Below are 12,777 nucleotides of genomic sequence, written 5' to 3'. Positions count from 1 at the left end.
AATGTCAATCATCTGACCATTATGGGGGGCAATATCATGCAAATGATAGATTCGCAATTAATGGACATACAAATAATGGACAAACTTAACGGAGACATTGAAAAGCTTGCAATGGAGCTCAGGGGCTTTATCAAAGACCAGGTTGCCGGTTTTAAGAAAAAGGGTGTGGTAATAGGAGTTTCGGGAGGAGTCGATTCCGCCGTAGCTCTTACGCTTTCCGTCCGGGAACTTGGAAAGGAGAACGTTTACTGCCTGCTTCTTCCTGAGAAGGAATCGGCTCCTTCGAGTAACACTCTTGGGGCAGAAATCTGTGAAAGCCTGGGTGTGGCTTATGAAGAAGTCCCTATCTCCCCTATACTGGAATCCCTTGATATCTATGAGAAAAAGGACAGGATTATAAAGAAGACCTGCCCGGAATATGAACCTGAGGTCCACAAAACATCCCTGGTACTGCCTGATTTCCTGAACCAGGGCTTGTTGAACGTTCCGTATATACAGTTGATAAAAGACGGGGAAAAAGTTGGAAAATACAGGTTGAAGGCAAGTGATTATCTGGAACTTATCGGACTTCAGAACGTCAAACAGAGGTCCAGAATGATAGTCCAGTATATGTACGCTGAGAAGATGAACTATCTCGTTTGCGGCACGACCAACAAGACCGAGATGGTCCTCGGCCAGTTCGTGAAATACGGGGACGGAGGTGTGGATATTGAGCCTCTGGCGGATTGCTATAAGACCCAGGTCTACTCTCTGGCAAAATATCTTAATGTCAACGAAGAGATTATACGGAGGCCGCCTAGTGCTGACACCTGGAGCCACTACACCTCTGATGAGGACTTCTACTGGCGCATGCCCATTCATGTAATGGATCAATTACTGTATGGTCAGGAACATCAAATGCCCGTAGAAGTAATTGAGAAGAACACCGGACTGTCCGAAGAGACCATACTCAAAGCTCAAAGGCACATTGCTAGAATAAAAGGTACTACCGAATATGTGCGGGCTGCTGCACCTATCTACTCTCTGGATAGTTAAGCCGCAGCTTTTCTCCGGATGGTCGCTTCTCACGGGCCGCTTCTGGATAGTTAAGTACACGAGGTAGGTACAGGAGGAAAAATGCTTACAGGCAAAGTGGTGCTGGTAACAGGCGCAAGTAGGGGGATTGGAAGAGCTACAGCCTTGCTGGCAGCAGAGAACCATGCACATGTGATCATAAACTACAACCTGAGTGAGAATAAGGCAGTTGAACTTGCGGACCTGATTCGTGGGAAAGGGCTCCAGGCTTCGTTGCTCAAGGCCGACGTCTCATCCGAAGCAGAGGTCAGGGATATGTTTCGGGCCATCCGGGAGAAACATTCCAGGCTCGATGTGCTGGTAAACAATGCGGGAATCATGCAAAACAACCTTCTGATGCTGAGCAATACGGAACTTTTCGACCGTACCATCGCCACTAACCTGAAGGGGACTTTCCTGTGTACCAGGTATGCATCGAAGCTGATGAAGAAGCAGGGTGCCGGCAGGATTATCAATTTATCTTCCACCATAGGACTCTATGGGAATGCCGGGCAGACAGTATATTCTGCAAGCAAGGCTGCAGTTGTCGGATTTACAAAATCCGCAGCAAAGGAACTGGGCAGGTATGGCATAACTGTCAATGCCATTGCTCCCGGTTTCATTGAAACCGACCTTCTCAAAGATCTCAAACCTGCCCTCAGGGAAAAAATGATTTCCAATATCGCTCTCGGACGTGTCGGTATGCCCGAAGATGTTGCAAAGGTGGTATTATTTTTGAGCTCGGATCTCGGGGAGTATGTTAGTGGAGAAGTCATTGTGGTCGACGGCTGTCAGATTATGTGATTGTGGGCCATAACAGCGTTTATGGTGCTGTCATGGCTTTTATTACGATGGGAGCGCGGAGGGTCACGAATACCCCGATCTTTCAGGTCGGGGATGAAGTGAACCCTCGCACGTTTTTTGTGCTCCTTTAAATCGATAAATCATTACTTCCTTTTAAATGAGGTTTCCTGGTATCATGGTTACAGGAGTTAGATATGCTACTCTATATCAAGGAAACCTTGTTACATGATACTAAACTGTTCCCAAGAAACCGGGCGGGCGGCCCGAAGCATACCCCACCTTTTAAGGTGGGGTGGCCGCCCGCAATTTGATTTCAGGACTTAGAGTAAGTAAATTTAACGGTTTTTTGAAGGTCTTTAGTGATGGTATGTATTCTTTTTCGAATTCGACCTCATTTATGGGGTGAATAAATCGTGTTAAATATTGGTCAATTCAGTAGCTTAAATTTCTTAGCCAATGACCTATGAATAGGATTTTATTCATCTTAAGTAATCAAAAAAATGTAATCTATAATCAAATTCATCATTTAACTGACTTGTCCGACATGTTCTTTTAAAAATAACTTTTCTCTTGCTATCTTTTTTAGGTGATTGCTCAATAATTCACAATTATTATCTCAACTGAATCTTCGGGAAATTGAAGTTGGAAGCTGCCAATGAAGGCATGAGGTCGAAATATGTGGGACATTTTGAAAACATATGTTTGAATGACCAGGGAAGTTCCCAGAAAAACGATAGCTAAAAAATTGTGGAAATTAAATAGACAGCTGCGGAAAGTGGGATTTAACGATTTTAGAGTTATTACCCATCCCCGCAGAAAGTTTCGGGTATTTGGCTGAAGCAAAATACCGGGTAAATTCACATCGATCCCAGAAACTTGCATCCAATAAGCACACTTTTGAATTTTATCGATTCCTTAATGGTGCAATGCTCTGCAGAGGATGGGATATGTAAGTTACAATTCAGGGACATGGGTATGTCCTGCAGGTTCCGGAAAACCCGATTACTCAAGGACCATGGTTAAATCCTGTAACACTTTTTGAATCGTAAATTTTGTTATACATTATTAAATCGTCCCACAATGTGCCTTCCTTGTAATAATAAACTAAATTGCCTTCCCATGTAGATCCAGATACAAATTCTTCACCAGGTGCTGCATATAATTTCAAAGGTCTTTTTTCTAACTCGGATTCTCTAATCAAAAAGATGTCATCCGTTTCATCCCTTAAAATTTTCTTGTTTGTACTGCCTACCTCTATAATATGGCTTTTATCTTTGTATTCGGAAAAGGAATAATAACGAGAAGTCACATAATCAGCCATCACATATCCTTCAGTGACAGAAGCGATATGTTCGAAACTTGTCTCTTCTTCATTGGTTAAGTAATACGTATAAAATGGTCTTTTAACTAAAGGATTATCTGAAGCAGTAAAGTCATTTGATACGGTTAGGAATGTCATTGATATAAACAGTATTACTACAAATATTTTTAAATATTTTTTTGATTTCGAGTACATTTCATAAAATCCAATTGAACCGGTTAATCCGATAAATAAAAAACTATATTCTCCAAACCTTGCAAGATTAAAATTACTGGCAAGCTTATTGAAAAGCAGAGTCGGGCCAGGGAAGGTGATAGCCACTGTAAAGAGTCCTATCATGCAGAATATTTTTCCAAAAGTGGATGCCCTCTTTGATTGCAACGTTGAAAAGAAACCAATTATTACAAAAAGTAACAGTGGAGTATATTGTAAATAATTAAACAACTCACTTAATGGTGTATAAAATACAGATTCTGTTAGTACTCCGGAAGGTGCAGACCTCGTGATGTTGTACACTAAAGTCTCAAACAATATTATTCCGTAATATAACCAGTAAACTAACGTCATGCATATTGCTAAAATTATAAACTTGAACGATAGAAGGGATTCATCATTCTCCTTATTATATATTTTTTCCAGAACATAAATCGCAAACAGGATCGATAATACAAATGGCATTGAAGCCGTGTGAAACGCAATCAACGAAAAGACAAGGATGATAGCTGCGAATACTTTTGCCGGATTTTGCGGGTCCAGTAAGACTAATATTAGCATAATCTCTAAAAATGACACAACGCTCCTCGGAATCGATTGCATCCCATAAAGTATAACTTCAGGGTAAATCGAAACAAATAGCGCTGATAACAATGCGATTTTACTATCTTTAAATATTTTCATTGAAACAAGGTACGAGACTACAGGTACAAAAGAATAGATTACTCCATTTGTTACGAACATTATTTTTTGAGCAGATAATGAGATTCCAAGGACATTTTGCATAAATGCGCATAAAATATGCCACAGAGGAAACGGTTTGTATACATCGAATATTTCAGTTACAAATGCGGCATTTATTACACTTTCTATAAGTTTCAAATGGCCAATCGGATCTGTTCTTCCAATGAAGAAATCATAATTTAGAGTCACTCCCCAAATTATATTTACAGTTAGGATCACCATTTGAAGCAGGATAATGGGCACTTTTTTTTCTGACACTTCAAACATTAGTATCTCCAGTAATACTAAACCATACATGACTGCAATGACCAGATAATAGGCAAATGGTCTAACATCAAATACCTGGAGCAGGCTTATTGAAATAAAAAAGAAAATAAAATAAATACTGACAAAAGATGAAAATAATTTAGGATTAAATGTCTTAAAGCTGGTTTCGTTTCCTTTTAGTTTTATGTGGATTATTGGTGCCAGAATCATAGGGACTGCAAGATAGGTTCCCAAAAGAGAAAGATTACTCTGTCCAAGAATTAACGGAATCGTTACTCCTGCAACTCCTAAAATAGGTAGCAGGTAGAGAAAAGTTTTACTGATTAGTGTGAAGTTATTCAATCTGGCCATACAGTTCACATCTGAATCATAGTCATAATTTCAATTTTAGTTAATTGACCAACTCAGTTTCAAAACCCGGTGAGTTAGAACCAGTTTTCTCGGTAACACTTACTTTCCAGGTAGCTTCAATGCCGGAATCGCCCAACTAATGGAATTTAATGAAATAAGGTATCTTCAGCCCAACTCATTATTTTTTATAATAGGGCTGAGACTTTTGAGAATGTTTGATCTCTCTATGGTGTTTTTCCTCCCCCAAAAAGGAAATATGAGATATTAGGTGTAATTGCTTCCAAATTAGTAGGCAATCATAATTACTCTCGAGAATGTTTGATCTCTCTATGGTATTTTTCCTCCCCCACAAAGGAAATATAAGATATTAAGTACCCGCTACGAAATAACCTATGCAACTTATTATTCATTGTAACTTCAATTGGAGGCCTTGATCTTGTAAATCAAGATGTTAAATCGGAAATATGCAGAGGTTGTTTTGTAACGAGTCCGAAGTTCAATTATTTACACATTAGAAAGCCGCCACTTCGTGTAATTAATCTCAAGAACGTTCAACCTCTCAATGATAATTTTTCCCTTCCCCCAATAAAGGAAACACGATCTGTCAGATGTAACAGGTTCCGTTTTGGACTATTACTTTATGCAATGTATGGAAGTTTTGGTATATATAGTTTTATGAAGTATACTCTTACTAACGCTGTGAATATTAAAGAGGTGGATGTGGCAATTGCCGCTCCTGTTATTCCGTATTTAGGTATCAGGATGATATTAAGCACCACGTTCATCAGTGCACATATTAACGATATTTTAAACATGACATTTACTTTTCCTATACCTGGCAGGGTACCATTAATAGAAGAAATGGGACCATATATCAAGCTTCCAACTAATAGAATTAATAGGGGCTCGTATGCCGATAGAAAATCTTCTCTGAATAATACCTCTATCAAAAATTGGCCAAGCAATAAAATTGATAGAGAAGCAAATAAGGTAATCACGAAAACTCTTAGTACAGTAATTTTTATCAGTTTGCTTATATTGAGATAATCGTTTTTCCCATGGAAATTTGCTATCGCAGGGGTTATTACTTTTTGGACGGAGTCGGGAATTAGCCTTAATCCTTCTATAAAAAGTACCGCAACAGCATAGTACCCTACCTCAGTTTCATTCATAAAATGCCCCACCATAAGGCTGTCGATCTGTACATTAAGCATCGCTATGGAGTCTGCGAGGACGATATAGAGCCCGAACCATAAGACTTTATTTAAAACTGTACGCAGAATTGCTTGTTCTGAAGCAAAGTACTCTCTGATGAAGATCAACGATAGTAGCCCTACCACAATTGTCGGTGCAACCAAACCGATTACTGCACCCTTAACACCCATGTTCAGAAGCATCACCAGAACGATTGACACAATCATAACTGATCCATGCTGAGCGATGTTCACAACGGCATACCGTTTCATCTTACGCAGACCATTCAGAGTACCAATGACTGCTTTCTGCATGGCTATGAAGGGAAAGCATAACGCCGTGATCTTCAGAAGATCAACCATTTCGGGGTTGTGGAATAACTGAATCGAAATAAATCCCGATAGCAGGTACATAAGTACACTCATAAAAGATCCGGTTACAATAGACCCAACGATTCCAGAGGAAACAAAACCCGTGATCTGAGGCAGGTCATCATTATATTCAGCAACGTATTTGATCAAAGCTGTACTAATTCCGAATGCTGCATACTGCATGCCGAACATGTAGATCGTAAAGACCAGGGTGTATAAGCCGAGTCCCGAGGGTCCCAGTTCCTTCCCCAATACAATTCTAAGCAGCAGATGTGCAAAAGAGGCTGTCGCAAGACTGATGAACGACCACTGTACATCTTTCATCGTTTTGCTGAATTTTAGATTGAACATTGGATTGACCTTTGAAATCTAAAAGATAAGTAATGATAAATTAAAATTATATCATATAAATGTTTGAGGATCTAAATTCCGAATTTTGGCTCTGTAGAAATCCTCAATTAACGCAAATCATCTCTTCCACTTCTTTGCACATGTGCCATTCATAATGGCAATAAGCTCTACAAAGTCACGATAGTCTGTACTCATATAGCCCTTCAATAAAACAAGAACTAAAAGCTGATGTTGGGTATAAACTCCTTTGGAATATTTGCAGGAATAAAGGTTCAGTCTGGAAGACCGACCTGTCTTCAAACTGATCTTAACAAATTTAATATACATGTTTGATCATATAGAATACTCCTTCATTTTTTGTGGGGACAAAAAATGAGGACCTCGTATCGTTCCAATTTTTATAAAATTCTCACTAAAAAATTAGTTGGGATTTCTACAAAGCCGGGGAAATAATTTTCAAAATTGAGAGGGTGGTGCAAATAAAAATTCGAAAAATAATATCAAATGCTCTTAATTCATTAAGGCTTTTTTACTACAGATTAATCGGGATTAACATTGGAAAATATACCTATATTTCACCAAAGGTCTATATAGATAAATCTGAGAAGAATCTTATCGAAATTGGTGAAAATTGCTATATTACTCGAGATTGCATAATACTCTGCCATACTCAAGCATATCAGGGTGGGCCATTAAAATTATGGGGTTCAAATGAGAGAGGAAAGGTGAAAATTGGAAATAATGTTTTTGTTGGAGTTGATAGCGTTATTCTACCAAATATAACTATTGGAAACAACGTAGTTATTGGAGCGAAGTCGCTTGTTAATTCAGATATCCCCCCAAACTCGATAGCATTTGGAATTCCCTGCAAAAGAATAAAAAATTTAGATGAAGTGATTTCAGATATTCCCCCAAACTCGAAAGCATTTGGAATTCCCTGCAAAAAACTAAAAAATTTGGATGAAGTGGTGACAGCTGGAAATCGTAAATGAAACCTGGATTGATGGAATAAAATTGTTTATTACAGGTATGGACCCTCTAATTTAAGATCTAGTGGCACGAAACTTATTATGACTTCCGCAGTTGCCTGCAAAGCAGACAACTTTTTAATTTTTGCCATTCGTATGCTAGGGCATATTTTCGATATCTAATAAATTGAGTTACAGCATTTCTTATCTCTACTTTGTTTCAAATCATTACTTCAAGTTCTTATTCTTTGCATTTCAAACCTTAGAAATACTCTTATTGCCATCATGATATGTGCTCTCAACACATCATTTCCCCTTACCTGACGGCGCTCTACTCTACAGAACTGTTCTAGTCCTCTATGATACTCTTATTCTTCTATGTCATCAGAACCAGAAACGTTATTCCGATGGCTTTCAAATTTCATCCAATATCCTTATGCAATATTTTTAAGAAGACAGGACATCCCTATATACCTTTAATAAAATATTCTAATTATGCCTTATCCAGTTGCACATGTTCTATTCTTTGTGTTCTGTATCTGCGCAGTAGCAGTCTATGTTACTGTGGGGGAACTCTTCCGCAAGGAACTTTCCCTGAGGGGCATCAAACAGATCCTATTACTACTATTTGTGGGTGGTTTATGTTCACTGTTCCCGGACAGCATAGTCGTTTATAACTTCCTAATAAATGGAACTCTTGAACACTGCTGGATCGGCCCGATCCCGACACATTCATTATTATTCAGTTTTTCTGCAATCCTGTCTGGAGCGTTTATCGGATATGTAGTATATCGGAATTTTGGGAAGGCCGTATATATGAGCCTTTTTGCCGAGGCTGCGTTCCTTTCACACCTGTTGCTAGACGATATTGATGAAGGCGGTGTGGTTTATTTTTATCCGATATACAATCAACCAATCAGTGTGTTCTCGTATATGGGTGTGGGTTTTTTAGAAGTTAATTTAGTCCATTACTTGATAGCATCTTTTGTGTCTGTTTTCTTTATTTACACAATAATTATGATGGCATTGTTTGCATTGAATCGTTTTGGTTTTGAGTTCAGATTCAGATCCGAAAAGTGATCCCTATCTCGAGTTTCGCAGAATTTGAAACTTTGTATTTTTTCCGGCGGGCACAAAATGTGGCCAAATAACTCTGGTGGATAAAATCATTTAGCAGAAAAAGAAGAAGAATTCCGTCATTAAATAATTCATTCCTTTTGTAAATCCGGATTGGAATAATTGTATGAAATTCCAAAAATATTTTTGAAAACTGTAAACTGGGTTTGCCTGGCAAAAGCCGGAGAATATTACATCAAAAGAGAATAACCAAATTCATGAACAAGTTAGGGATATTATCTAAAGTTACTGTTAATCAATTGATAATCTGCCGCTACACTCACGGATAAAAAGGGGGACAACTGTCAAAGCCGGGTCTTAATTCTACCAGTAACATCCGGTCGTGAGGGGGAGTTACTGTCCGTGTCTTGAGAAACAGATTCATTAGATTTATTCTGATGGATTTGGGACTCTTCATTTTGCTGATGGTTTTCATGAATTCCTCCCCAGGACTCAACATCCAGCTTTTTTACAACTCGAGCCGGGAATCCCAGAGCAAGACTATTCGGAGAGATATCACGACTAACCACTGATCCAATTCCGATTATAGAATTTTCTCCGATTTCAACCCCTTGCGTGATTATACATCCTGGATTTACACCAACACCGCCCCCGATTTTTATGGGGGCCATGCTTCTTGGATAAGCATCTCTAGTGGTTAAACTGCCTCTTGTGTGGGCAGACAGTATACAGCGATCCCCAATTTCGGCATAATCTCCTATAGTGATTAATTCAGGGTGAATCCTATCAAAAATAACATCATACCCGATGTATACATTTTTACCTATATTTACGCCTCTCATTTTATGAAATTTCGCTCTCCAGGAAGGGACTGGAAGACATGAGGCAAGTCTTTCCAAAACCCAATTTTTGAAATATTTCATCCCAAACAGGATTTTATTACTCTGATAATAATCAGCCACTTCACTATAAGTTATTTTATCCCTGTCAGATATCACGGTAGTCCCCCCATCTTACGGTGAAAATCACATGTCTCACTTACAATTACTCTTCCACCAATAAATACATATTTCCTGTACCTTTCTCTATTATGTCTATCAAAGTGACAGCACCATTTATTTTGGGACAAACGTTCTACTGGTTTTTACCCCCTGTTTACAATTTTTACGAGCAGTGATTTTTTGATTTCTACCGCATCGTTAGGACACAGTTCGCGGCAACAATAACACTGGATACATTTTTCATCGTTGATCCTGAGTGCATCTCTCACTTCCTCAATGGCATTTGCCGAACAGTTCAAAATACATGCTTTGCAAAGTGTGCATTTTGAAGTGTTGATGAAGGGCTTTACTGTGAAATACCTCCTGAGAGTCTTTCGGAGAAACGGCGGTATTAGGGTGGTGATTCCACCGGTTGGCTTTTTGAAACTGACCTTTACCTCCTCCAGCGGAGTTCCTAAAAGCTCCGGATGCCTGGCACCAAATCCCCTCTCAAGTGCGGCTTTGTTTGTCGGGACCTGCATTGGGTCAAAACCGATTAGTTCCGATGCCACCATATCCAGGGCCGCACAGTCATAACTTGCCATGACCACTCCCACATATGCAGGAGTGCCTCCAGCCGGGCCATCTCCCTCCATTCCTACCACCCCGTCCATAACTGCAAGATGAGGTTTGATAATAGAGTAGATATCTACAACCGCCTCCCCGAAAAGTTCACGGTCTTCCAGGAAATGCGCCTGCTTTCGGATTCTCCTGGGCACAGTGCCAAAAAAGTTTTTGACTGCTCCTGTATAGAGTGTGAGCTCATGGGTCTTGAGCTTTGGAAGGGAAATTATCACATCCGCCTCAAGCACGGCCTTTGATATATAAAGACGCGAAAACTGCCTGGCCCCGGGTACATCAACCTCGACAAAACCCAAAGTCTCAAAATTGATGAGTTCTGCACCGAAACTCGAGGCAGCAGCTTCAATACCCGATACCCTGAATGCTTCCGCAGTGGTAGTGGAATCAGGTCTTGTAACTCCGGCTCCGTCCCCTATAAGTGGAATACCCCCTGCCTCTGAAACCAGTTCACACATCGCCGATACCACTGCAGGGTGAGTGGTGACTGCATCTTCCGGGGGTCGAATGGCAAGTACATTGGGTTTAAGCAACACACGGGAACCTGGAAATATTAGGTTCTCAAGGCCGCCGATCAGGTCAAGAGCTTCTTTGATCGCATTTTTTACGTCTGAATAATCGGAGCAATGCAAGATGGAAACTCTGGTGTTCATGATCACACATCGACATTAAGTTTTGAGATCTGTTTTATGAAGGTCTCTTTTTTGCTTTTTTTACGGAATTTTAAGCGGTGGCACGAACACTCCCAGTTGATTGAAGCGGGGCGCGCCAGTGAAACTTTGATTTTGGTCTGATCAACTGGTTGAAATCCTCCCAGTTCTCTTTGATTATATCTTGATTAAAATGGGAATTTTTTCAATATCTGCCTTCGTCTTTTTTTAGGGAGTATCCGTTTTAATTCATTGAACCTTTTTGTGTAGTTTAAATACTGTAGACAAAGTATGCAATGTGCAAGATTTAAACTACAACAGTTTGTTTTTCTCTACCTTTTTTTCAGGGTAAGTTTCCGTTAGACTGAGTAGTTTTTATGATAACTTTGTATTTTTTGTATGTGAGATCCTTTTCTTATCTTCAATTTTGATGTGCAGGGATAAATATGCTCTTGAAAACTTTCAGTACCCCTTCCCAAGGCCTAAATATTCAATGTTAATGATACTTGGAAATATATTTTTACAATCAACTACCACAGGAGATTCCATTAGTTTGGTGAAATCACTGGTATTTATTTTTTTGAATTGATCATGATCAACGACAAATATCACACAATCTGCACCTTTTAATGCATCTTCCATGTTCTTTTCAGAACAGAACTCTCCGACATCAGTCTTTATCGATTTTGCATAAGGGTCATAAACCTTAATTTGGGAACCAAGATTCACAAGTTCTTCTAATATTTTTTTAGCCGGCGATTCTCTTGTGTCAGCAATATTTTTCTTATATGCTATTCCCATCACTGCAACTGTTGATCCGTATATTCTCTTATCTACCTTTTTCAGACCACTTTCGACCAGATTCACAGCGTGTATTTTCATGTAATTATTGATTTCACCGGACGTTTCAATAAATCTCGGTATAACGCCATATTTTTTCGCCTTATATGACATATAGAAAGGGTCCAGGGGGATGCAATGGCCTCCAATCCCGGGGCCCGGGTAAAATGGCATAAACCCATACGGTTTTGTCGATGCAGCATCAACTACCTCCCATGTGTCTACACCCATTTTTTCAAAGATTAAGGCTAATTCATTCACGAGAGCAATATTGACATTTCTGAAGATGTTCTCTACAATTTTTACTGATTCAGCTGTTCGAGCATCTTTTACATTCACAACCCTGTTGATAATGCTTCCATAAAGCAAAGATGCAATTTTAGTACATTCTTCATTAATACCCCCAACTACTTTTGGAGTATTGTTAACAGTATATTCCTTATTCCCAGGGTCGATCCTTTCAGGAGAATAGGCAAGGCCAAAATCAACTATGGCTTTAAGTCCGGAATTTTCTAATATTGGAAGAACAACTTCTTCTGTAGTTCCGGGATATGTTGTACTCTCTAAGATCACAAATTGTCCTTTTCTCAGAACATTAGCAATTGTGCTGCATGAACTCTTTATGTAACTCAAATCAGGTTCGTTCTCATTTGCTAGAGGTGTCGGGACACATATTATTATGAAATCACATTTTTTGAGATCTTCACATTTATTTGTTGGATAAAATGATTTATTCAAATGAGCATTTAATACTTCATCAGATACATCCTGTATATGGGAGGTTCCCTTCAGTAAATGGTTAACCAATAAGTCATTTACTTCATAGCCTACTACATTGAACTTTTCTGAAAACGAGACTGCAAGTGGAAGACCTACATAACCGAGGCCTATCACACCGATATTTGCCGTTCTATCTTCGATTTTTGTAATTAATTCTTTCATGGAATTCCCCCC

Annotated in this window: 9 protein-coding genes; 4 read left to right on the top strand and 5 right to left on the bottom strand. The window is 39.2% G+C overall.

From position 1 onward, the window contains the following. Positions 1-36 precede the first annotated feature (36 nt). Both nadE and ACSAZK_RS05850 read left to right on the top strand, forming a co-directional pair. Positions 37-1,035, top strand: a complete 999-nt coding sequence (nadE, locus tag ACSAZK_RS05855) for an NAD(+) synthase (protein ID WP_440956443.1) — start codon at positions 37-39, stop codon at positions 1,033-1,035. 81 nt (positions 1,036-1,116) lie between these two features. Continuing rightward, positions 1,117-1,857, top strand: coding sequence for a 3-oxoacyl-ACP reductase family protein (locus ACSAZK_RS05850; RefSeq protein ID WP_440956442.1), 741 nt, complete (start codon positions 1,117-1,119; stop codon positions 1,855-1,857). 1,006 nt (positions 1,858-2,863) lie between these two features. Here ACSAZK_RS05850 and ACSAZK_RS05845 read toward each other — a convergent pair. Both ACSAZK_RS05845 and ACSAZK_RS05840 read right to left on the bottom strand, forming a co-directional pair. Beyond that, positions 2,864-4,753 carry a hypothetical protein gene (locus tag ACSAZK_RS05845; RefSeq protein ID WP_440956441.1) on the bottom strand — a complete coding sequence of 630 codons (1,890 nt, stop codon included), beginning with the start codon at positions 4,751-4,753 and terminating at the stop codon, positions 2,864-2,866. A 638-nt stretch (positions 4,754-5,391) separates the two neighbouring features. Further along, positions 5,392-6,669, bottom strand: a complete 1,278-nt coding sequence (locus ACSAZK_RS05840; RefSeq protein WP_440956440.1) for a flippase — start codon at positions 6,667-6,669, stop codon at positions 5,392-5,394. A gap of 473 nt (positions 6,670-7,142) precedes the next feature. Here ACSAZK_RS05840 and ACSAZK_RS05835 point away from each other — a divergent pair, with 473 nt between their 5' ends. Next, the gene (locus ACSAZK_RS05835; RefSeq protein WP_440956439.1) at positions 7,143-7,661 is read left to right on the top strand and encodes an acyltransferase; all 519 of its coding nucleotides are present in this window, start codon (positions 7,143-7,145) and stop codon (positions 7,659-7,661) included. Positions 7,662-8,132: 471 nt separating this feature from the next. After that, positions 8,133-8,717 carry a metal-dependent hydrolase gene (locus ACSAZK_RS05830; RefSeq protein ID WP_440956438.1) on the top strand — a complete coding sequence of 195 codons (585 nt, stop codon included), beginning with the start codon at positions 8,133-8,135 and terminating at the stop codon, positions 8,715-8,717. A 341-nt stretch (positions 8,718-9,058) separates the two neighbouring features. Here the strand turns inward: ACSAZK_RS05830 and ACSAZK_RS05825 are convergent, their stop codons facing one another. The 3 genes from ACSAZK_RS05825 to ACSAZK_RS05815 all read right to left on the bottom strand — a co-directional run bounded on the left by ACSAZK_RS05825 (position 9,059) and on the right by ACSAZK_RS05815 (position 12,765). Beyond that, positions 9,059-9,712, bottom strand: coding sequence for an acyltransferase (locus ACSAZK_RS05825; protein ID WP_231582911.1), 654 nt, complete (start codon positions 9,710-9,712; stop codon positions 9,059-9,061). A gap of 146 nt (positions 9,713-9,858) precedes the next feature. Beyond that, entirely contained in the window at positions 9,859-10,986 is a 1,128-nt protein-coding gene (locus tag ACSAZK_RS05820; protein WP_440956437.1) for a DUF362 domain-containing protein, read from the bottom strand. A 459-nt stretch (positions 10,987-11,445) separates the two neighbouring features. Continuing rightward, on the bottom strand, positions 11,446-12,765 hold the full coding sequence (locus ACSAZK_RS05815) for a nucleotide sugar dehydrogenase (protein WP_440956436.1): 1,320 nt from the start codon (positions 12,763-12,765) through the stop codon (positions 11,446-11,448). Positions 12,766-12,777 lie beyond the last annotated feature (12 nt).

Source organism: Methanosarcina sediminis (genome assembly GCF_052056915.1).
Classification (GTDB): domain Archaea; phylum Halobacteriota; class Methanosarcinia; order Methanosarcinales; family Methanosarcinaceae; genus MTP4.
Note: the sequence above shows the minus strand (reverse complement) of the source record. Positions and strands in the feature narration are given on the sequence as shown.

Coding starts and splice junctions, on each gene's coding strand:
- nadE (WP_440956443.1), top strand. CDS start 37: ATGCAAATGATAGATTCGCAATTAATGGACATACAAATAATGGACAAA.
- ACSAZK_RS05850 (WP_440956442.1), top strand. CDS start 1,117: ATGCTTACAGGCAAAGTGGTGCTGGTAACAGGCGCAAGTAGGGGGATT.
- ACSAZK_RS05845 (WP_440956441.1), bottom strand. CDS start 4,753: ATGGCCAGATTGAATAACTTCACACTAATCAGTAAAACTTTTCTCTAC.
- ACSAZK_RS05840 (WP_440956440.1), bottom strand. CDS start 6,669: ATGTTCAATCTAAAATTCAGCAAAACGATGAAAGATGTACAGTGGTCG.
- ACSAZK_RS05830 (WP_440956438.1), top strand. CDS start 8,133: ATGCCTTATCCAGTTGCACATGTTCTATTCTTTGTGTTCTGTATCTGC.
- ACSAZK_RS05820 (WP_440956437.1), bottom strand. CDS start 10,986: ATGAACACCAGAGTTTCCATCTTGCATTGCTCCGATTATTCAGACGTA.
- ACSAZK_RS05815 (WP_440956436.1), bottom strand. CDS start 12,765: ATGAAAGAATTAATTACAAAAATCGAAGATAGAACGGCAAATATCGGT.